Raw genomic sequence first — 22510 nt, forward strand, 5'->3', positions numbered from 1 at the left:
AACAACCAGCCAGTTATCCACAAAAATCGTGAGTTATCCACAGACACGCCCGAAACGGCATCCTCTATCCACATTTGCCAATCGCGCTTCCTTAGCAGTATCTCAATAAGGTAGCGTCAAACCATGAAAGCATATCCTCAAATCGATGCGCTGCTCGATCAAGCAGAAAATGCGCGACGATGCGCACATAGCAGCGACCCTCTCATCCAGAAGGGACTGTACCGCAGATACCACGCGGGCGATCTCGCGCGCCCGTATCCGGGGCTCTTCATCCGCGCCGAATATTGGCAGCAGTTCAACGAGTCAGAGCAATCGTTGCACATGGCCAGAGCCCTTGGGAATCTCCACCCCAACTGGGTTTTCTCCGGAATAACGGCCGCCGCAGCTCACGGATTCGACCATCCACGAATCTTGCATCGGCAAGGACTGACCATAACGCTGCCCAGTCACGGATCATACCGACCGCACGAAAAACTCAATATCATATACAGTCCATACCCCAGAGGAAAAGCGGTAATCGCAAGCGGAATTCCCGTCACGAATCCCTCTCGTACGCTGCTAGATTGCGGACGTACGATAGATTTCATCCATTCTCTACCGATTTTTGACGATGCAGCTTCAGATGGAATCGAAGAAAAGCAGATTTTGCAAGAATGTGCGCGCACGACCCTCGACTGCTCACGCATCTTCAAATTACTGAGATATACCGATGCGAGAAGCGAGAATGGCGGCGAATCTTTCGCCCGTGCGGTCATGATCGAAAATGGATTTGCGGTTCCCCAATTACAGGTTCCCTTTACTGATTCCCTTACAGGAAAACAGTTCAGGGTCGATTTTTTATGGCGCAAAGCCGATGGACGAATCATTGTCGGGGAACTCGACGGCACCGCGAAATACGTTGATCCGCAAATGACCAATCGTAGAAGCATACAGGAAACCGTGCAGGCCGAGAGAGAACGCGAACAGGCGCTTTTTCACGCAGGAGTTACGGAAATCGTCAGATTCACTTTTGACGATGCAGTCCAGCAAAAACCGCTGATTGCGAAACTACGGCGCGCTGGGGTTCCTTGCGTTTCATAGGGTGATCATCTACGGGAAGATTTCCCTAGTAAGTGGAGGAATCGGGACGCTGAGAGGCTCGCCACCGGGAAGATTTCTCCAGTAGGTGGAGGATTTGGAACGATAGAAGCCTCAGGACTGGGGCGCGGCGTGTTGGGCAATCCAGGCATGCATGGAAACCGCAGCGGCAGCTCCGGCGTTAATGGAACGCACCGAACCGAATTGGGAAATGTAGACCACATCATCCGCCAGCTCAAGCGCTTTCTCGGACAGTCCCGGGCCTTCCGCGCCAAACAACATAAGACATCGCTTCGGGAAGCAATACGTTTCCATCGGCACCGCACCCGGAATGATGTCAAGCGCAATCACCCGCGCAGCCTTCAACTCAGCAATGCGCTGATCGATCGCCGCCAGCTGCGTCATATAGGCCAGCTTGTTCCCATTTTCAGCCCCACTTGCGGCTGGAGCATCCATTGACATGCCAGATGGAGCACACTCAGTAACATGGCCTTCATTCAGTGAAACGGCATCGTTCATACCGGCACCGTGCCCACTTTCCGCATTTTCGCGCACATGTAATGCGATTGCAGAGGCTTGCGATTGCGCCGCCGCGATTTCTCCGGCAATGCGCAGTTTCCAACATTCAACCAGTTCGGTTATGGAAGGGTGGTTTTCGACATGCTGATACAGTTCCGTCATCAATGCGCCCTTGCGATTCCACTTATGCGGACCGACGATATGCACGCGTTTTGCCTGAAATGCGTTGGCAGTGCGCACCATCGATCCGATATTGAAATCATGCGTCCAGTTTTCCACGGCAACCTCAAAATCATGGCGACCATGAGCGTCAAGATCGTCTTTGATGGCCGAAACCGTCCAGTAACGATACCGGTCAAGCACGTTACGGCGATCACCCTCGTCAAGCAGAGACGAATCGAATCGACGGTCATAATTCGGCGATTGCGGATCATCCGGACGAGGCTCGCCAAGATGCGTTTCAGCCCACGGCCCTACGCCCACTTCACGAAAGACCGGCTCTCCGGATGCTTTCGCTGCAATATCGATGGGATTAGGCTGATGCACGCGATTCCTCCTCACAACTCATTAATCGATTCAACCAGACGCAAAGTCGTGAAACGTTCCGTGAAACACGATATCTAGCGTCATCGAACCACCAATACAACCGAAAAGCCACGAAACTTCGATGCTTAGTATTGCGACACTTAGTGAAGTTCCGATTCCTTGAATACTTCCACAAACGGCAGATCGGATTCGCTTCCGTCAACCGGATTGATGACCTTGATAGAAGGCGATGCCATATCGACGCCACCAATCAGCGATGCAACGGCAAGCACTTTAGCGCCCTCGTTTTCCACCACGGAGAAGTCAAGGCTCAGCTCGTTGCCATTGCGCAACGTAACCAACGAGGACGTCTGCACATACGACTTTTCAGACAACCAAGAATCCAGCAGAATCACGCGCTTGCCTGCGATCGAAGGCCCCTTGATGGACGGATACACGAAATCCATCACGAAACCGTTAAGGTTCTCCCCACGCGAAGCGGCCGCCTGAATCATGGCGGACACCAGCGGAACCGCGGCCGCGGTCAACGCACCCACCGCGTCGAAATCGTCCACGGAATAACCGGCCTCTTCCAACGTGTCCAACAGGATATGCCCAACGATCGAAGCGCCACGATGGTCGAACAGCACGGAGGAAAGCTCCGAGAATGGCTTGTCGGCCATTTCAGCCTGCAACAGCGACTTCAGCTGGTCACGCGGCTCAAGCATGGCGAAATCGATGTCGCTACGAGCGGGAGCATCGGCAGTCGCAGCAACCGACTTGGTCTTACGGAAAGTCTTCTCTTCGGTCATGTTCCTAGCCTATCCTTTCGGCTCGTCAAACCTTACCTCATACAGACACGTATCAGGCAAAGGTTACTGCGCGCTGGTTTCGGGAGCGGTGAGTTCGCGGACATCGGCCTTTTCGGGTGCGATCATGTTCACGGGTTCGATAATTCTGCTCTGGTCGACGCGCTGCAGCTTGCGTGCGGTGACCAGCACACGCGATTCCAGTGACGAGGCGAACGCATTGTAGGCACCGACCGTTTTGGTGATGGCGGATCCCAGCTTGGCGGCACGGTCCCCGAGCACGGCGAATCGTTCATACAATTCGCGAGACAGGTCGAACAGCATTTTTGCGTCATCGGTCAGGCTTTGCTGCTGCCATGCGTACGCCACGGACTTCAGCACCGCCCATAAGGTAATCGGCGAAGTCAAAGCAACCTTGCGTGCAAACGCGTCGTCCATCAGCGTCGGATCGGTTTCCAAAGCTGCCTGCAGCAAGGATTCGTTGGGAATGAAGGCGATTACGAAGTCCGGCGCGTCGTCGAACGCATTCCAATAGGCCTTGTCACCCAAAGTTTTCACATGCTCGCGCACCGCCTTGGCATGCGCATGCAGCAATTCCGACTTTCGTGCCAACTCCTCAGGCGTGGCGGTGTCGGGAATTTCACACGCTTTCTGATAGTCGGCATATGGGGCCTTCGCATCGATCGGAATGGTTTTGCCGCCCGGCATGTGGATGATCATATCCGGACGCTGCGTGCGACCGTCCGCATCAGTGACGACCACCTGCGTATCGAAATCCACATGTTCCAGCAGCCCGGCGGATTCCACGATATTCCTCAACTGCGCCTCACCCCACGCGCCGCGCACCTTGTTGTTACGCAATGCGGACGACAGGGCGTTGGTCTCGCGGTCAAGACGGGCCTGCTGCTCGCCAAGGCCCTTGAGCTGCTCGCCAAGCGCACCCATTTCCCGCTTGCGACCCTCTTCGATTTGCGAAACCTTCTGCTGCAGGGCATCAAGATTCTTCTGCACGGGCGCGAGCGCGGACAATACCTTGCTCTGCTCCTGCAGCTTTCGTTCGTTTTCGGCCTGCTTGCGTTCCGCTTCGGCCGCGGCACGCTCACGCTCACGCTCCACACGTTCCTGTTCGGCCCGCTGGGCCTGCGCGAGCTGCGATTTGAGATAGGTCAACTGTTGGGCTAACCCTTCCGCCTGCGTGCGGTATTGGGTCACCGATGTGGACAATTCGCTGATTTCCTGACGATCAGCTTCGATCTGCGCTTTCGCCTCGTTAAGATCAGCGGTTTTCGCATCACGGGCCATTTCCTGCCCTTTGGAACGGCCCGCAAAAAAGCCGGCCGCGGCTCCAAGCGCGGCCACAACCACCAGAAGAATCACCACAAACACAGGATTGTCGAACATATGTTCTATATAACAGCATGCCCAAGACATCATGGAAGATCAAAGTTCGCAAGACATCCGCGCCCAGCTGCATTATGCTTGGAGCCGAAAGCATGCTCACGAACATGCGGCAACGCGAGCACGCTGAATATTCGAGAGGCATTCAAGAGGCAATCCGGGGGTTCGGAAACACATGGGATTCGATTTGTTTATGACGGTGGCGGCGATTGTTGCGGCGGCCGTGACCACTTGGGCCATCCTCAGGCTATTCCTAAGCGAAAACGATGGCATAGCCCCCTCCCGCCAGCGCATCACCGATGAAAAGCCCTCCGAAAATCACACCGTGAATCCAGACGAGGCAGCCGGCGAAACACACCGAAGCGACATCGCCAAGCGTCTCACCATCGCAACCATACTGACCATTCCTACATTCACCGTAACCATGCTGACATTCGGCGGCATCACACTTCCCCACTGGCTGGCCAATCCATGGCTGCACGCCATCATAGCTACGCCGGTCATGTTCTATTGCGCCGCGCCGATGCACAATCGTGGCACCGCCGCCCTGAAAAACCGCATGCCCAACGCGGATTCGCTGCTATCGCTCGCCATGACCGTCGTGTACGTCTACAGCCTGCTGGCGTGCGTGGTGTCATGGATTTTCCCCGCAGGGTCACGCAATCAATATTTCGCTTTCGCAAGCATGGTCGCCGTGCTGTCGCTTGCGATTTCGCTGATCGAGCAACGTCCCATGACAAGGAAAGCATCGGAAGGCGATATTCCGGCCGCACAATCGCAAGAAACGCAAGAAATACAAGAAACACAGCAAAGCCTAGATACGCTTATCCAGGCCAGCATCACATATGAGATTCGCACGCGGGTAACGCAGATTACCGCAACCGTGACGATGATCATCGCGGTGTGGACGTTCGCTTTGTGGCTGATTTTCGGACTTCAGCCAAAGCTTGCGATTGCCGTGTTGATCGGCGCGACGGCTTTGACGGTCGCAGGCTTGGTTTTGCAGGCATACGAACGACAACCGTCACGGTAAAACGGTTTTCAAAAAGAAAAATAGCGCAGTCGCACAAAAAAATGGGCGGACCCACATGTGCGTGGTCCGCCCACCGTCAACGGTAAAACCGTTTTCGCAACTCGGCCAATCAACAGTCCGTCAGGCCAAACCGATCAGCCGAATGACTCCGACCGTCACTTAGCTTCCGCCGAAAAATTGTCGTCGATCTGCCCCGGCGCCCACGAGGAAAGCTCCAAATGGTCGCCGCCGGTCTGGTCCACAAGCACGGTGTCGCCGTCGTGCACTTCGCCAGCCAGCAGCATGCGCGCCAACTGGTCTCCGACTTCGGTTTGCACCAAACGACGCAGCGGGCGAGCGCCATATGCCGGATCGTAACCGGTGTTGGCGAGCCAGTCGCGCGCCGAATCGGTAACATCTAGCTTGATGCGGCGATCCGACAAGCGGGCCGAAACCTGCGCCACCTGAATGTCCACGATGCCGCCAAGCTCTTCGCGCGTAAGCGGGTGGAACATGACCAGTTCATCCAAGCGGTTGATGAATTCCGGCTTGAACTGCATGTGCACGGCGTCCATCACGGCCTTCTTCTTGGCTTCGTCATCCAGTTCGGTGTTCACCAGGAACTGCGAGCCAAGGTTGGAGGTCATGATCAGAATCGTGTTTTTGAAGTCCACGGTTCGCCCCTGCCCGTCGGTCAAGCGTCCGTCGTCGAGCACCTGCAACAGCACGTCGAATACTTCAGGATTGGCCTTTTCAACCTCATCGAACAGCACCACCGAATATGGGCGGCGACGCACGGCCTCAGTCAGCTGGCCACCCTCCTCATAGCCGATGTAGCCCGGCGCAGCACCGATTAGACGAGACACGGAGGCCTTCTCCATGTACTCGCTCATATCAATGCGCACCATGGCTTTTTCATCGTCGAACAGAAAGTCGGCGAGCGCCTTGGCTAGCTCCGTCTTACCCACGCCGGTCGGTCCAAGGAACAGGAACGATCCTGTCGGGCGGTTCGGGTCGGAAATGCCCGCACGCGAGCGGCGTACCGCATCGGAAACAGCTTGAATAGCTTCTTTCTGGCCAATCACACGTTTGCCGAGATAATCTTCCATGGTCAGCAGCTTCTCGTTTTCGCCTTGCATGAGGCGGCCGACGGGAATGCCCGTCCAGTCGGACACGATTTCGGCCACGGAATCGGCGTCGACGCGGTCCGGCACCATCGGAATGTCTTCCGCCGCGCTGTCGTCGCCAGCCATGCCGTCCGCATCATTCTTGGCCGCCGCCTCGTTTTGTTCGGCTTGTGCGATCTCCTTCTGAATGGCCGGAATTTCGCCATAGTTGATGGCGGAGGATTTCGCCAGATCGCCTTCGCGCTCGTACCGTTCGGCTTGGGTGCGCAGTTCGTCGAGCTTCTTGCGCAGGTCGCCGATGCGGTTGTGTCCGTTCTTTTCGGCGTCCCAGCGTGCTTTCAGACCGTTGAGTTTTTCGCTTTTGTCTGCGATTTCCTTATTGAGGTCGTCGAGACGTTCCTTGGCGCTTTCGTCAAGCTCGCTTTCGGCTTTGCTTGCGGCGGCACCGTCTTTCGGATTGCCAAGCAGGTATGATTTCTCCATCTTGAGTCGGTCGACCTGGCGTTGCAGTTCATCGATTTCCTCAGGCGAGGAGTCGAGTTCCATGCGCAGGTGCGATGCGGCCTCATCCACCAGATCGATGGCCTTGTCTGGCAGCTGACGGCCGGAAATATACCGGTTCGACAGCGTTGCCGCGGCCACGAGCGCGTCGTCGCCGATGGTCACCTTGTGGTGGGCTTCGTATTTCGGCGCGATGCCGCGCAGAATGGCGATGGTGTCTTCAACACTCGGCTCTCCTACGAACACTTGCTGGAAACGACGTTCCAACGCCGGGTCCTTTTCGATGTTCTCACGGTATTCATCGAGCGTGGTGGCACCGATCAGGCGCAGTTCGCCGCGCGCAAGCATGGGCTTGAGCATATTGCCCGCGTCCATGGATCCTTCGGCTGCGCCCGCGCCAACGATGGTGTGGATCTCATCGATGAAGGTGATAATCTGCCCGTCGGCGTTCTTGATTTCCTGCAGCACGCTCTTCAGGCGTTCCTCGAATTCGCCGCGGTATTTCGAACCGGCCACCATGGAGCCCAAATCAAGCGAAATAAGCTTCTTGTTTTGCAAGGTTGTCGGCACGTCGCCGGCGACGATGCGCTGTGCGAGGCCTTCCACCACGGCGGTTTTGCCCACGCCCGGCTCGCCGATCAGCACCGGGTTGTTTTTGGTGCGGCGGCTCAGGATCTGGATCACGCGGCGGATTTCCTGATCGCGGCCGATCACCGGGTCGAGTTTGCCTTCTTTCGCGGCCGCGGTCAGGTCGGTTGAGTACTTTTCGAGGGCTTTGTACGAACCTTCAGCGTCAGGGCTGGTCACTTTCGCACCTCCTCGAATCGATGGCACGGCTTTGCGTAACGCGTCGGCGGTCACGCCGTATTGTTCCATGATTTGCGCGCTTTGGTTTGGTTTTGCCGCTGCGATGGCGATGAGCAGATGTTCGGTGGAGACGTATTCGTCGCCCATCTGCTGCATCTCCTTGCCCGCTTGCGCAAGCACGGCGGACAGTTGCCTGCTGACCTGTGGCTGCGCGGTGGTCGATCCGCTGGCGCTCGGCAGCTCGTCTTGCGCTTGGTGCACGGCTGCGCTGATGTTTTGCGCGTTGCCACCCGCGGCTTCGATCAGTCCGCGAATCACGCCGTTTTCCTGACGCAGCAGCGCGTCAAGCAGGTGCAGGGTTTCGACTTGCGCGTTGCCTGCGGCCGACGCATTCTGCACGGCGTCGGAAATGGCTTCCTGCGCCATTGTGGTGAACTTCTGTTCCATATCATCCTCCATGGTTCGCGTCGAACGTCCGTTTTCGCACGGTTGTGCCGGCGCATATGTCGTTGTCTGATATGCTCAACCAACTTCACCACCATTCTATTCCCAAAAGTTGAGTCCGCAACACTCAACTTTTGTTCACTGAACGAAAAGTCGCGAAAAAACACGAAAGGCCGCCACCCACGAAAGGTGACAGCCTTCATATCCGCAATATGCCAATCGACGATCAGCCGCGCACTACCACATTGCGCAGGCTACCGATGCCTTCGACGTGCACGATCGCCTCGTCGCCCGGATCGAGATGGCCGGAAGCGTTCGGAGTGCCCGTCAGAATCACATCGCCCGGCAGCAGCGTTGTGAAGCCGGAGATCGCGGCGATCTGCTCGGGAATGCCGTGAATCAGGTTCGCCGTGGTGCCGGAAGCCAGCTCGACATCCTCGCCATTCAACGTGAAGGAGATCTTCGCATCCTTCCAATCCAAGTCATCACGAGTCACGATCCACGGGCCGAGCGGGCAGGACGTGTCGAAGCCCTTCGCGCGCGTCCACATCGGGTCAAGCCCCTGCAGATCGCGCAATGTCACATCGTTCACGCAGGTGAAACCGAGCACATAGTCCATGGCCTGTTCGACCGACACATTCTTGGCGATGCGGCCCATCACCACAGCCACTTCCGGCTCGAAATTCATGTCGTTCGAATATGACGGAATCACAATCGGATCATCCGGACCGATCACCGACGTACTCGGCTTGGAGAAGATCACCATGTCTTCCGGAGCATGCTTGATATCGGAATGGCCGGCTTCATGCATGAACTGCGCGTGCGCCTCATAATTTTTGGCCAGACCATACACCTTCGACGGAATCACCGGAGAGAGCAGACGGATGCCATCGCCGTCCACCGGAAAACGCTCGCCGGTCGGCTTCACGCCGGCACCGGCCAGAGGATGCCCCTCAAGCGCTACGAGATAGTCCTTACCGTCGCTTTCATCGGTCTGCACGAAAGCGTATTGCGGTACATCATTATGCGAAAAACGTGCGATTCTCATGCTTGCCAGTCTACCCGCAACAATCGTCGAATCGTCCATATCATCGACATGCGACGCCCGACAATCAAAAACATCAAAAAAAAACGGGCCACCACAGCATGCGAAGGCCCGTCACAGGAAGAAAAACGTCAGATAAAAGCACGCTCGCCGAAAATCGCGGTACCGACTCGCACGATGGTGGATCCTTCCGCAATCGCAAGTTCCATATCACCGGTCATACCCATCGACAGTTCACGGCAAGACTGCGTGCCAGGCTCCCCCGATTCGAGAATATGATCGCGAGTTCTACGCAGATGCTCGAATCCCCGGCGAATGGCGGTTTCGTCGCTCACATGCGCGCCAATGGTCATCAGACCCTGCAATTCGAGCCCGTCCAATGTGCCGATTTTCTGCGCGACGCGAATGGCATACGCCGGATTGCAACCGGATTTCGACGCCTCGCCCGATTCATTGACTTCCAGCAGCACACCCACGGTGATGCCGCGCGCCACCGCCCTACGTGAAATCTTTTCCGCCAGATCAAGGGAATCAACCGATTCGATGGCATTGACGACCGGCAACACCTTGCCGATCTTATTGCTTTGCAGCTGTCCGATCAGATGGAACGGAATGCGCTCGCAAGCAACTTCGGAATCGTCTGAAGCGGACGCGATGCCGGAATCGTCGGCAACACCCAACGCAAACCCGCGTTCCGCGCAACGCGCCATCAACCCTTCGGCCTTCGCCGTCACTTCCTGCGGACGATTCTCGCCGATCATGCGCACGCCCGCGTCGATCGCCGCCATGATCTCGCCCACATCGCGCGTCTTCGTAGCGGCAAGCAGGCGCACGGAACCCGCGTCACGACCGGCATGCTGCTCGGCCGACGCGATACGATCCAACACGCGATGCACGCCATCGGCGATCTGCACGGCGCGCACGTCGTCGATCACCTCATTGGCAAGATTCTTATGATCCATATATGCGGTCATGTTCAGCCTCTTACATTTAATCCCAACTACCTCTACCAGAGTAAGAAGAAGCCCGTACGACGGTCTGAAGCGAAGCGATAAAGCGACCAATATTCGCACGGGCCAATAAAACAGACGGCAGCAGAAGAGGGACTTCAAAGACTCCGTCCGACAATCACTATATGGAAGATTTACTAAACACGCGCCGAAAAAACAATCTATTTTTTTCAGCTATCGCACTTCATCTCTGTATTTCTTTCAATTGCCGTTCCAAAACGTCGATGCGATCCTTCAGTTCAAGTACCTGACATGTCAACGACCGAATCTGCCCCAGCTGAACGGACACCAGTCGCTCGCGCGTCTCGGCAGACAACGGCCCCGACGAACCTCCGCTTTTCGCGGCGGCCATGATATCCGGATCCACCTTCCAGCGCGCGATATTACGCTCCACACGCTTGCGACCGACAATCGCAGGACTCAATCCAGCCGACGTGAAAATCGAACTTGGCCTCTCGCCATCCAAATATCTGCGCATGCAGCTGATTTGAAAATCACGCGAATACGTGATTCTGTTCTGCGTAACCGACTCAACCGCCGGCAACGCACGAAGATACTCGACCTCCGTGTTGCTAAACTGCCTTTTCGTCATATCGACCTCATTCACCCGACAAAACGGAATACCTTTTCCACGCTCGCAGATTACCTTCGCAAACGAACGTACCGGAACGGCACATACTACCACCTTATACACACTGGTATGGGGGTTTGCGCCACCCGAATCGCCCTACGCTGAACCTGAATGAGTCCCAGAAGGTACAGTTGCATACTGTCACCATCGATGTATCAAAGGAGCCACCATGACCGGCCGATTCGCACCCACCCCATCAGGCCGCATGCATATCGGCAATGTCTACGCCATGCTTGGAGCTTGGCTTTCCGCACGTAAAACAGGCGATTCCATACGATTGCGCATTGAAGACATCGATGAACCGAGGGTCGTTCCCGGCGCTGCCGAAACCATGATGCACGACCTCGGCTGGCTCGGTCTCGACTGGGACGGCGAACCAGTATTCCAATCGGCGCGACACACCCTATATCAGGAAGCGCTCAATCTTCTCACCAACCTCAACATTGACGAAATCAGCGATACTATCAGCACTATCGGCATCGGTTCCTACGATTCCGATTCCTACGGCACTACCGCAAACAACACCATAAACGCACCCGGCGCAACGCCGCTCATCTATCCCTGCTTCTGCTCGCGCGCCGACATCCGCGCCGCGTCGGCACCGCAGGAAGGCGACCGTTTCACCGTATATCCGGGAACATGCCACCGACTCATTGCCAACGACCCGCAACGCGTGAAGCAACGTCTCGCCAGCGGAGACCGCCATTCGCTGCGCATCGCCACCACCGACACCACCATCGCCTTTCACGACGAAGTGTTCGGCAACCAGCATTACAACCTCGCCCAAGACATCGGCGACACCATCGTCCGCCGATCGGACGGCATCTACTCCTATCAGCTGGCCGTCACCGTGGACGATCTTGACATGGGCATCACCGACATTGTGCGCGGCCGCGACCTGCTACGCTCCAACGCTTTGCAAATCTATATCCGCAAAGCCCTTATCGCTGCGGGATTCCAGTCTTCCGAACCTGCCGATGCGGCCATTTCATACGCGCATCTGCCCCTTATCGACAACGCGGCCGGTCAACGCCTCGCCAAACGCGAACGCTCGCTCGATCTTGGTATTCTCACGGCACATGGCGTCACCGCGCAACAGATCATCGGCTATTGCGCATGGCTGCTTGGATTGCAAGGCAATCCGGAACACACCAAGCCGCAGCCTATGAACGCCGCCGAAGCGCTTGGCGAATTCAGTTGGAGCGCCGTTCGCGCCAACACTTCGGATCGTGTACTCGACCAAGCCGAGTTCAACGCGTATTTCGGACTATAGTCACGTTCCGCAGTTTTATTTCCGCTTATTCCGCAGTCTTATGCTACCGTCACGCAGGTGGCAGCATATCTCTTCCAAGGCAACGCTACCAGCCAATAATGGGCATGCAAAAAGCCTGTTTCCCCCGAACCAGAAAATTTCCGAGGAAAACAGGCTTTGCATGTCAGTTCTTATATGTCAAACGCAACTTATGTGACAGTCAGACAAACAAATCACGAATGACTGCAGACGATCAGACGAACAGCTTGAACATGGCCACACCGACGATAGCGCCCAGAACCGGGGCGACGACCGGAATCCAAGCCTCGTCCCAGCGGGAGGAGCCCTTGGACGGAATCGGCAGGATGGCGTGCAGCAGTCGCGGCATGAGATCGCGGGCCGGGTTCAGGCCAGGACCGGTCGGACCACCCATGGAGGTCACGAGGCCCCACACGATGAAACCAACCGCGATGGATGCGGCAGCATGGTCTTCCTCACCCCACGGCAGGGACAGGCAGCACAGTGCGCCGACCACGAGCACGAGGGTGCCGAAGAACTCGTTGACGAAGTAGTTCACACGATCGTTGTGGGCGTCAGTGGTGCAGAAAGTGCCAAAGATGGCGTTGGCGTCTTCGGTGTCCTTATAATGCGGATAGTAGGTGATGTATACCACAAGCTGACCGACTGCGGCGCCGAGCAGCTGAGCGATGATGTACGGCAGCACAAGGTTCCAATCAAACAGGCCGTTCACCGCCTGGGCGATGGTCATAGCCGGGTTGATGTGCGCGCCGGAAACGCCACCGAACATGAGCACCGGGAACATCACGCCGAAGCCGTAGCCCATGGCGATGTTCAACCAGCCTGCATGATGGCCCTTAGTGTTCTTCAGTTCAACGTTCGCGACAGCGCCGTTGCCGAAGATCATCAGAATGGCGGTACCGAAGAATTCGGCGGCCAGCTTGGTATAGAGGGAGTATTCCACTGCTTCTTCTTTTCTCTTCGCCGCGCAGCAGGCATGGCTGACTGTTCACGGCATTCTATGTGATTGGAAATCCGTTCGCGGAGCCGGCGACGGTTGTTCGCTGGGCGCGAAAGCAAACGTGGCGATTGTACACTTTGCCCCACGACGAAATGCCGGCAGGATGCGATGTCGAATGTCCAGCCGAATGCAATGCCCAGAAAGCCACCGGAATCAGCCGAAGCGACCTCGAATCTCAGTGGTTGCGAGATACGGGCTTCACCTCTTTTATTGTTCTTCGGCGGATCGTATTCCGAGTCGTCCACAACGGACGGCATTTCGGCTTTTGGCGACGCAGCGTCACATCAGCGGAGCCGCGAAGCCGCCCACATACGTCTGGCCGGGAGCCGCCTGAGCGACGGGAGTTACAGCCGGAGCGGCAGTCATCCATTGCATCGCGTCTTTTCGCTGGGCATTCAGCGCGCGTTCCGCGTTGGCGATCTGGTCAGGGACGATTCGCCGGCCAAGCATGGCCATGCGGCTGCGTGGCTGACCGTCATCTGACAGATAAGCGCCGGGTTCCGCGACTTCGCCGAATGCGATGACCTTCGCGCCTTTGACGAATATGTCCGGATGGTCATTCATCTTCTTGGCGATTCCGTCGGCGGCTGGGCCGTAGAAGCTGACATCGACCGTGGTCTTGCGGCCGTCGAGCCATTGCTGCGATTGCCGGTCGAAGTATCGTTCGTTGTGGACGACTCGGAATACGATTCGCGCCTGTTTCTCGCTATTGGCCTGCCGGTATTTCGGTTCCGACGCGAGATTGCCTTCGAGGACGTTCGTTGGTTTGCTTGCCGTCATGATTCTTCCTTCCGTGGTCGCCGCGCATGACGGCTCCCATGATGGACCGCGATCAGGGAAGGAAGTGTTTGAACCGGGATCTCCGTGAATGTTTTTTCATGTCCCAGGAAACGGAATCGCACGCCCGACGACGACTTGAAAACTTGCGTCCGGACGGATAATTTTTTATTAGACATATTGTCTAATTATGTTTTCGGGAGGGGAAATCCTCGATACCTTTCCAAGGAGGAACGATGCCCATTTTCTACCCTGTACGCGCGCATATGACAAGGTGCCGCATCCGATAATATAGCTGTATATCGAATACGGCACCTTCAGCGCAATCCGTCAGCGACGGACGAAGTGCACGACCTGCGGCCCCGCCACTTCCGAGGCCGGAACATCGGCGGTCAGCACGTCGCCGTCGGCGTCCACGGCGACTGCGGATCCGCCAAGCGTCACGGCGGAATCCGCGTCCACAGCATCGGCGGCGATGCGCAGCGGAACCCTGCCCGCAGCATCGACGACGGCATAGACGCTCTTGCCGTCTCCGGTCCAACGGACCCATGGCTCGCCGTCCCCCTCTCCGGAAGGCGAGGCTTCCGGCACCGGTTCGACATCATGGATACTCGGCGAGTTCACGTCCATCCAGTCGGCCATGCCCTCGAGGCACTGACGCTGCAGTTCGGGGATGCGTCCGGCGGCGTCGGGGCCGATGTCGAGCAGCAGGTTGCCGCCCATGGAGACCACGTCGGCGAGCAACTTCACCGCCTCCGGACCGGTCATGTAGGAGTCGGCGTCCTCCATCTGGTTGTAGCCGAAGGAGTAGCCGATGCCTCGGGTCATCTCCCACATGCCCTTGCCCATGAGCTCCTTGCCCTGTTCGTATTCGACGGTGCGGAAGTCCCAATGGGTCAGGCCCCAGCGGTCGTTGACCACACCATCCGGCACCACGTCGTAGTAATGCTCGAACAGTCGGGCCACGCTGAAATCGTTGTCCTCCTCCGAGATCTTCGGCACGTCGATATCTCCCCACAGGATGGACGGCTGGTATTTGTCGATGAGGTCCATCACATGCGAGTACATATAGCGGGCGTAGTCCTCGCTCTGCGGCCCGTATTCCCCGTCGCCGAGAATCGGCATGTTGGGCTCCTTGTGCCAGTCGAGGCCCGAGGAGTAGTACACGCCGAACTTCAGTCCCTTGTCGCGCATGGCGTCGGCGAATTCCTTGACCAGATCGCGATGCGGACCACGGTCCACGGTATTCCACCCATCGTTGTCGGGGGCCTTCCACAGCGTGATGCCTTCGTGATGCTTCGTGGTCGGCACGAAGTACCGGGCACCGGCGCGTGCGAACAGGTCGGCCATGTCCGCGGGGTCGAACGCCTCGGCCTTCCACATGTCGATGAAGTCCTCATACGGCATGTCACCGTAGACTTCCTTCTGATGCTCGGCCGCCGGCGAGCCCTTGATGCTCATCGTGTTCCAATACCATTCCGCATACGGGCAGTGGGTGTTCCAGTACACCGGATCGTCAAAGGTGCCAAGCGCACCGATCGGCTCCGCCCATGCCGGCACCGAATACGAACCCCAGTGGGCGAAGATGCCGAGACCGGCGCCCTTGAACCATTCGGGTGTATCGTGCACGAACTTCTCATACATCTTGGGACGCTGTGGATTGGCCATGAACAACACCATGTTGAAACTCCTTTGTTCGTTGTCTGTGTGTCTGATTGGTTGCTGGTTGTTGATTGCCGTCGTCCGATTCCGGTACGGCTCCGTCGCCGCGGGAATCACACCGTGAGCTTCTTGTCCACCTTGAGGGTGATCAGCTCGATGACCACCATCACGAAGTAGAGCGCACCACCGACGATGATGGCGAATCCGGCCGAGGAATTGCCGAAGATGCTTGCCGTCAGCGCGAAGAAGTACGGGGAGATCAGACAGCCGATGTTGATGCCGATAATCACGATGGACGTGGTCAGGTTCATCGAGTGCGCGGGCGAGTAGTCCACGAATCGTGCGGTCAGCGCGGGGTTGATGATGCCCCATGCGAAGCCGGCAATCAGCACCAGGGCGAACATCAGCGGCACGTTCTTCGTCAGCGCAGTGGCGATGAAACAGATGCCGATGACCACTTCGGAGATGGTCACCGTCAGGCGCTTGGTGACCTTGGCGACCTTGTCGAACAACACGCCGGAGAGGATGGTGGCGACGACGAGGAAGCTGAAGATCAATGTGGCGAGCGATGCTGAACCGATGCCTTCATCGACCACGTAGCTGGCGAGCTTGATGGACATGACGTTGTAAAGCATGGAGACCATCAGGAAGATGAACGCCAGCCACAGCACCTGCCAGTTCGTCGTCTGCTTCTGCGAGGCGCTCTTGTCGACGACGTGACCCTCATCGTCGACGAGCGCGCTGCGAATGCTGAAGTTATCGAACTCCTTCGGAATGAACATGCCCACGAGCACCATGGGGACGAACAACAGGAAGAAGATGAGGTACGTGGATTGCCAGTTGATGGTGATCAGCAGACTGGCGACGAACAGCAGCACGACATCGCCAAGATTGCCGACCGCCTGTCTCCATCCAAGCAGCTTGCGTTGCATATCGCCGTCATACAGGTCGGTGATGTACGACACACTCAAGGTGACGAACAGCGCCGACCCGAAGCCGAAGAACATACGCGATATGAGAATCGGCCAATAGTACGGGAAGAACGCCGGAATCACACCTGTGACGGCGGATATGAAGAATCCCGCCATCGCGATTTTCTTCCTGCCGATGGCATTGGCGAATAGGCCGGTCAATGCCGTGCCGACCATCGAGCCGATCGTCGGCACCGTGGTCAGCAGTTCGACGTTCGCCGTGGAATAGTCGGAGAACGCCTCCTTCATCGCCGGTATGGTACCGCTGACTGCATTGCTGGCGGACATCAGCAACGACATCGACAAGACGCCGACCACCAAGGTCTTGGATTTCAACGCTTTGCCAACATCTAATGCCAATTTGACTCCTTTCTTTCCATTCGGCGGAAGACGGCGTCGTCTTTCGCCATACAACGCAAGTAATTCCACTGTCTGAATGGAAGCGCAATACTTATCGCATTCATATACTTCTCCGTATATTGCACATACTTCTCTGTATCTTACCGACTGCACGCCATCCGGCTGCCGTCACTAGGAAAAGTGACCCCCCCCCCGACAAAAAACTTTCGTGGCGGGTTCCAGTGATCGTCGCAACGCCTGGCTGACTGACGGGAGGGCCAAGTGAACAGGGGGGTGTTCGAGGGTGTGGAGTACGCGACGCGTGGCGAGATATGCGCGGCGCGGCCAACAAAAGCGCGATCGGCACGCTCGTGGAACGCTCGACACGATTCACGATCCTCCTGCACCCGTCCGACGGGCACGACGCCGAACACGTCCAGCAGGCCGTCATCCGGAAAATGCAATACCTGCTCAAGCTCCCGAGGAACTCGCTGACCTGGGACTAGGGTTGGTTCCTCGCTCGCCGTTGCAAGCTAGTTTGTTCTAGTTTGCAACGGTATACAATATACGTCCTTAGGCTATGTCGTCTAAGGACATGTCATTTGCGCTCATGACTTGATTTTATTGCGATATCCTGCCATGGCGATGAGCGCGCATACGATCATCGCCAGCACGGTGACGAATACGGTTTTCCACCCCGCGGCCAGCAGCACGCCAGCGAGCACACTTCCCAGCACCTGTCCCAATACGGGAGCGAGTTCGCCGACGCCTCGCGCCCACGAACGTTCCGACTCCGTATAGGATTTTGTCAACAGGGCGCTGCCTGCGGCGTAGCACAGCGACCAGGATATTCCGATCAGCAGCAGATCCAGAGTGACGGCATACGAAGCCGACGCGGCGAGTGCGACGACTGTGCCGAGCATGCCGATGATCAACCCCGTCAACGCCTGCGCCATTTCGCTGTTTTTCTTGTGGAAAATGAAGATGGCGAACAGGGTTGGCAGGTACATGCCGACCATGTGCAGTTGCATGGCGACCATTCTGGTTTGCGCGTTTTGGGAGAACGTGCTCTCCAAGACTATGGGTGCGCCGCTCATCACGAGCACCATGACGAATGATGCGACGAAGCTGATGGTCGCGCCCAGCACGAACCGGGGTCGGGTCAGCAATGCCGGATAATTGGGGGTTGTGCTCGCGGTAGCTTTGTCGCGCATATGCGCGGGAGTTGGCGACTGAATTTTCGGGAGCGCCAGCAGCACGATTACCGCGCAGGCGGCGAGCACGCTGACGACGTAATATGATCCCTCGTATTCGATGTTGGTCGCAGTGCCGAAGAATGTCGCCAGAACCGGGCCGATGATGCTTGCTATGGCTCCTGCCGATAGGATTCCGTTGATTGCCTTGCTTTCTTTGCCGGGCATGGAATCGGCTGCGGCATACCGGTAGTAGTTCGTCCCCGACTGGTATATGCCCACACAGAACGTCCCTATACAGAGCAATGGGAACTGGTGGAATCGCAAAGCCGTGGCTGAGGATATTCCACCCAAGACGGCTAGAAGGGCGCCGAAGACGAATACTTGCCGATAGCCGAATCGCCCCACCAAGCGTCCCATTGCCGGTGTGCCGATCACCGTACCGATGAATATGCACGCTATCGGGAATGTTGCCATCCATGGTGCTGGCGCGAGGGACGAACCGGTCAGTGAGGTGATTGTCAGATCCACGCTCATGCCCGATAGGCATAATCCTTCCGCAATCAGCAATATGGGGAAGATTCTTCTTGCTGACGTCCCTTGACTATAGCGCTGAATCATTACCTGGCTCCTCCTCCGAGTAATACAAAATAAAATGATATTTCCGCGTTTTGATTGTTGTATTCGTCATACTGGAGTATTAATCTGTGATGGATTATTTGTTGTTTTTTAAAAGTTCTCGCTGTACTTGGTTTCAAGTTTTTGTTGTCTCCATATGACTCAGCGGAATTTTGGCGTAGAGCACCCACAATCCATCATCGCTTCTATAGTTAAGTTCGCCTCCCATTTCCTGTATTCGTTTTGAGTGCAGTGAAAGGCCCCTTCCCGATTGTTCGAATGCAGTCAGCGCCGATCCGGCTGCAATATCATTCATCTCGCTAATTTCCATTGACGATGGTGATAGCTTGACCAGCAACTCGAACGAGCCATTGCGTGGGGAACCGTGACGCTGTATGTTGTTGCAGAGTTCTCTTATCAAGGATAACGCTTCTTCCTTTTCTTCCGGCGAAGCTTTGATGCAGCATCCGTCGATGGCCGTATTTCCGTCATACCCCAGCGCATGAAGATGGCTGCATCTTTCATCCAGCAGATTACGCAGTTCAACCATGAACGTCGTTTCTGATTTCGCGTCCTTGTCTTCCGAGGAAAGGATGTCTATGATGTCGTGCACTTGCGTGAACGCCTCTTGACTATGTTCAAGAACGATTGCCCAATCATCGCTGTCAGGTATGTTTTCATCGATATGAACCCGGGCCATTAATGAGATATCCGAAAGATTATTGGTCAAGGAATCATGTATCTGTATCGCAAGACGATTCTTTTGCCTCATATAATCAAGCTGCTGAAGCTCAATCTGCAATTTCAGCCTTTGCTCTTCTCTGATAAAAGCCTGTTGGCGAAGCGCTACCAATCTGCCGGCAAGCAAGCTGGCCAAGAACATGACCGTGACCGACACGGAAACGAAAACATTGAAGTTCTCCACCATAACGCTTCGCGCTATATACGTACAGGAACAAATCAGCATTGCGATCAGCCATTCAGGCACGGTTCCGGAGAACGCAAGAATGCCGAGAGCGATGAGCATGCCGCTGATAACGAAGGGACTGTCCTGAGTGAGGGAGATGGAGATCACGGAACCTGCAACAATGATGGCCCAACATGCTTGGCCTCCAATGGCAGGAAGAAGGACAAAGGAAACCGCAAGCACTCCATAGAGCATTGCCGGCAGAAGAGGCATGGGACCAATCTGGATTATCTCCATCAGGGCAAGAGACAGCCCCAGCAGCGACAGAAGGGACAAGCAGGGATGTGCCACATAGCGCCGAATTATTTTTGACGGAAACGTAAACGCCGTATTCATGGAAATCCTCATCAGCGATTGAGATGCATCCAGGCGGAAATCAATGCACGGTTGTTCGCTACCCCCAGCTTGGACGCGGCATGTTCAAGATGGGTCCGCACCGTGGTCTGACCGATCGATAATTCCTCCGCTATGTCGGACATCGATCTCCCTCGCGCCCATCGATCAACGATTTCCATTTCACGAGGGGACAGATCCTTGTTCTTCTCTGACTTCAGCCGCAAAAACGAATCGTGGGCATTCAGAAAACGATCAGAACAGATTCCTGTTTCCTTTATCTGCAGCAAAGCCTCGGCGATTGTTTTCGGATTGTCCTTATGTATGATTCCCTGGGCTCCCGAAGCCACCGCTTCTGCAGCATATTCGGCGACGCTGAATGATGTCATCATGAGTACGGATGTCTTCCAATTCTCTTTTCTAATCGTCCGGCACACCACCAATCCGTTGATATCAGACATGGAGACATCCGCCAACAACAGATCCGGACAGTGATGCGAAGTACAGACGGCTATGGCCTCAGCGCCAGTATCGACTGGTGCAAGAACCGTACAGCCGGGAAGTAGGCGTTTGAGACTGGCTGAAAGCAATCGCAATGCCAGCCGGTCGTTATCCATGATCAAGAGTGTCGGTGAAGATCTCATGAATCCCCCTAAAATGTGGCGAAACAGGAACGGACGTCCAAGGGTCATCGGAAGTCTGACACGCATATGATACATGTTCTCTCCAATGGCCGCCTCGACAGCTACACGAGTTCGGTCTAAGCCGGCGGCCGATTTCACGGCGCCTCTTGATGTGTAGGCCAAATTTCGTAGTGCGGTTCCCCATCCGGGAATCGGCACATGTGCTAAAGCGAGAAGGACGCAGGCGCAAAACACGTTGACGCCCGATATGCCCCCCTAGAAACACCACAGATGGCTGTTGACATCGATGCAGATAGCAAGGCCACGCCTGCCATCCCATCATCTGCCAAGGCCTGCAAGGTACATCGACGGCCTGTCAGCAGCGGATAATCCTCATTTTCGAGGATGAGACCTTGGCTCATGGCGAGACTCTCCGTAACCTAACGAATACCCGCTCAAATGGACGGGAACAACAGTCCGGGGAGCAGAGCAAAGAGAGGAAACTGTCGGAGCTAGCCCCCCCCCCAGCGATAAGGAGGTGCAACATGGACGTTGAGATCGAACGCGCCGAGACCGTCGAAGCGACTTCTTGGTGGATCCTCCTCTGAAAGTAGCTCTATTGCGGTGACGGTTTAATATCGTCACCGCCTTTATTTATCTCATTAATTTACAAAGGGGGTTCTATATGCATTTTAATCGTCCCGTCATTAAAAGAACCTTGCCGATATATAGGCTTGACAACTCAGTATTCCGGATTGGCGCACAATTAGGAACAACTTCCGAATTTACCGATCCGAAATGCGAAATGTGGGATTTGGTTCAGTCTCTTAATGGTTCAGAATGGCAAACAATCGTGAAGAGAATGAAGGATATGCATCCAAGATTGTCTGAGAAAGACATCGAAAAAGGCCTTTCGGATTTGGACAAGCTGGGATATGTAGACGAGATGTTCGAAGACACTGTCACCGCCCCGCGTTATATGGCAAATGCTACTTATTTTTCTTGTTTCCCTGGCGCAAGTACAGAGTCCGCGGCTCGGATACAGAATAAACTGCGGCATAGTCGGATACTTCTTCTCGGATTGGGGGGAGGGGGTTCCAATATCTTGACATTATTGTCTGGTCTAGGAATCGCAGGTGTCACCATTGTTGACTATGACAATGTTGAGGAAAACAATCTTGGTCGTCAATTGTTGTATCGCGAGTCAGATATTGGACGACCTAAAGTGGAAGCGGCGGCCGAAGCTTTACATGCGATGAATTCCGAAATGGAAATTAAAGCCATCAATCGTAAGATAGAATCCTCCGAAGATGTATCGACTTTGATTCCGGGAAATGATTTGGTGATATGCGCTGTTGACGAACCGCCATTCTTAGCGCAGCGGCGCGTGAATAAAGCAATCGTAGAAGCCAACGTACCTTGTGTTTTCGGTGCAACTCAGATGACGCATGGGCGAGTATTCACGATTGTCCCACAAAAAACGGGTTGCTTTGACTGCTTACATCTATATTACACGAAGAATGATTCACGATTCGTTAAACAGTTTCGAGGCTTCCAATCTTCCGGCTTCAAATCTCCTACCATTGCATTTGCCCCAACCATTTGGCTGATTACATCGGTTATGGTAGATGAGGCGGTACGTCTTATTACAAACTATGAGAAACCTCGCAGTTTGGGACTGCAGTTGGAAATTGACTACCCCAATTACACGAGTTTCCCCCATCCCGCATGGCCTAGATACGATGAATGTCCAACTTGCGGTAATGGATCATATGACGATTGGGAAGCATTCAAATATTACGGGGAAGGTGTCTAAGTTCACTTTTGAGGA

General features: G+C 55.6%; 18 protein-coding genes and 1 pseudogene. 5 read left to right on the forward strand and 14 right to left on the reverse strand.

The window, feature by feature from the left end:
• The first annotated feature begins 123 nt into the window (after positions 1-123).
• Positions 124-1080 (forward strand): type IV toxin-antitoxin system AbiEi family antitoxin domain-containing protein, encoded by a 957-nt coding sequence (locus tag BBKW_RS08580; RefSeq protein ID WP_033501448.1) that lies wholly within the window; start codon positions 124-126, stop codon positions 1078-1080.
• A 111-nt stretch (positions 1081-1191) separates the two neighbouring features.
• On the opposite strand, the gene BBKW_RS08585 is transcribed toward BBKW_RS08580, so the two are convergent.
• The 3 genes from BBKW_RS08585 to BBKW_RS08595 form a co-directional block, all read right to left on the reverse strand.
• Positions 1192-1875: a TrmH family RNA methyltransferase gene (locus tag BBKW_RS08585; RefSeq protein WP_414635069.1), complete on the reverse strand. Its 684-nt coding sequence runs from the start codon at positions 1873-1875 to the stop codon at positions 1192-1194.
• A gap of 407 nt (positions 1876-2282) precedes the next feature.
• The gene (locus tag BBKW_RS08590; protein WP_033501450.1) at positions 2283-2933 is read right to left on the reverse strand and encodes a type I phosphoribosyltransferase; all 651 of its coding nucleotides are present in this window, start codon (positions 2931-2933) and stop codon (positions 2283-2285) included.
• 63 nt (positions 2934-2996) lie between these two features.
• Positions 2997-4331: a DNA recombination protein RmuC gene (locus tag BBKW_RS08595; RefSeq protein ID WP_033501451.1), complete on the reverse strand. Its 1335-nt coding sequence runs from the start codon at positions 4329-4331 to the stop codon at positions 2997-2999.
• 172 nt (positions 4332-4503) lie between these two features.
• Between BBKW_RS08595 and BBKW_RS08600 the strand changes: the two genes are divergently transcribed.
• Positions 4504-5361 carry a hypothetical protein gene (locus tag BBKW_RS08600; protein WP_033501452.1) on the forward strand — a complete coding sequence of 286 codons (858 nt, stop codon included), beginning with the start codon at positions 4504-4506 and terminating at the stop codon, positions 5359-5361.
• Between the two features lie 155 nt (positions 5362-5516).
• Here BBKW_RS08600 and clpB read toward each other — a convergent pair whose 3' ends face one another.
• The 4 genes from clpB to BBKW_RS08620 all read right to left on the reverse strand — a co-directional run bounded on the left by clpB (position 5517) and on the right by BBKW_RS08620 (position 10866).
• Positions 5517-8222: an ATP-dependent chaperone ClpB gene (clpB, locus tag BBKW_RS08605; protein WP_033501453.1), complete on the reverse strand. Its 2706-nt coding sequence runs from the start codon at positions 8220-8222 to the stop codon at positions 5517-5519.
• Positions 8223-8445: 223 nt separating this feature from the next.
• Positions 8446-9267, reverse strand: coding sequence for a fumarylacetoacetate hydrolase family protein (locus BBKW_RS08610; RefSeq protein ID WP_033501454.1), 822 nt, complete (start codon positions 9265-9267; stop codon positions 8446-8448).
• 128 nt (positions 9268-9395) lie between these two features.
• Positions 9396-10238 (reverse strand): YggS family pyridoxal phosphate-dependent enzyme, encoded by an 843-nt coding sequence (locus BBKW_RS08615; RefSeq protein ID WP_033501455.1) that lies wholly within the window; start codon positions 10236-10238, stop codon positions 9396-9398.
• Between the two features lie 220 nt (positions 10239-10458).
• Complete coding sequence (locus BBKW_RS08620; RefSeq protein ID WP_033501456.1) at positions 10459-10866, reverse strand: HTH domain-containing protein; 408 nt, start codon at positions 10864-10866, stop codon at positions 10459-10461.
• A gap of 208 nt (positions 10867-11074) precedes the next feature.
• Between BBKW_RS08620 and BBKW_RS08625 the strand changes: the two genes are divergently transcribed.
• Positions 11075-12178, forward strand: a complete 1104-nt coding sequence (locus BBKW_RS08625) for a glutamyl-Q tRNA(Asp) synthetase (protein ID WP_033501457.1) — start codon at positions 11075-11077, stop codon at positions 12176-12178.
• 232 nt (positions 12179-12410) lie between these two features.
• Here BBKW_RS08625 and BBKW_RS08630 read toward each other — a convergent pair whose 3' ends face one another.
• The 4 genes from BBKW_RS08630 to BBKW_RS08645 all read right to left on the reverse strand — a co-directional run bounded on the left by BBKW_RS08630 (position 12411) and on the right by BBKW_RS08645 (position 16966).
• Positions 12411-13139 (reverse strand): MIP/aquaporin family protein, encoded by a 729-nt coding sequence (locus tag BBKW_RS08630; protein WP_033501458.1) that lies wholly within the window; start codon positions 13137-13139, stop codon positions 12411-12413.
• 336 nt (positions 13140-13475) lie between these two features.
• Complete coding sequence (locus BBKW_RS08635) at positions 13476-13976, reverse strand: single-stranded DNA-binding protein (protein WP_032744541.1); 501 nt, start codon at positions 13974-13976, stop codon at positions 13476-13478.
• Positions 13977-14303: 327 nt separating this feature from the next.
• A complete protein-coding gene (locus BBKW_RS08640; protein ID WP_033501459.1) occupies positions 14304-15653 on the reverse strand; it encodes an alpha-L-fucosidase in 1350 nt (449 codons plus the stop codon).
• Positions 15654-15748: 95 nt separating this feature from the next.
• Positions 15749-16966 carry an MFS transporter gene (locus BBKW_RS08645; RefSeq protein WP_033501460.1) on the reverse strand — a complete coding sequence of 406 codons (1218 nt, stop codon included), beginning with the start codon at positions 16964-16966 and terminating at the stop codon, positions 15749-15751.
• Between the two features lie 317 nt (positions 16967-17283).
• On the opposite strand from BBKW_RS08645, the pseudogene BBKW_RS10615 reads away from it, so the two are divergent.
• Positions 17284-17448: pseudogene (locus tag BBKW_RS10615) on the forward strand (IS30 family transposase); the annotation flags it as partial.
• 105 nt (positions 17449-17553) lie between these two features.
• Here BBKW_RS10615 and BBKW_RS08650 read toward each other — a convergent pair.
• The 3 genes from BBKW_RS08650 to BBKW_RS08660 form a co-directional block, all read right to left on the reverse strand.
• On the reverse strand, positions 17554-18675 hold the full coding sequence (locus BBKW_RS08650) for an MFS transporter (protein ID WP_229773788.1): 1122 nt from the start codon (positions 18673-18675) through the stop codon (positions 17554-17556).
• Between the two features lie 217 nt (positions 18676-18892).
• Positions 18893-20059 carry a sensor histidine kinase gene (locus BBKW_RS08655; RefSeq protein ID WP_013140531.1) on the reverse strand — a complete coding sequence of 389 codons (1167 nt, stop codon included), beginning with the start codon at positions 20057-20059 and terminating at the stop codon, positions 18893-18895.
• Positions 20060-20070: 11 nt separating this feature from the next.
• Positions 20071-20673, reverse strand: a complete 603-nt coding sequence (locus BBKW_RS08660; protein ID WP_012576686.1) for a response regulator transcription factor — start codon at positions 20671-20673, stop codon at positions 20071-20073.
• Positions 20674-21364: 691 nt separating this feature from the next.
• Between BBKW_RS08660 and BBKW_RS08665 the strand changes: the two genes are divergently transcribed.
• On the forward strand, positions 21365-22495 hold the full coding sequence (locus BBKW_RS08665; protein WP_033501461.1) for a ThiF family adenylyltransferase: 1131 nt from the start codon (positions 21365-21367) through the stop codon (positions 22493-22495).
• The last annotated feature ends 15 nt before the right edge of the window (positions 22496-22510 follow it).

This window comes from Bifidobacterium catenulatum subsp. kashiwanohense JCM 15439 = DSM 21854, from assembly GCF_001042615.1.
Taxonomy (GTDB): Bacteria; Actinomycetota; Actinomycetes; order Actinomycetales; family Bifidobacteriaceae; genus Bifidobacterium; species Bifidobacterium catenulatum.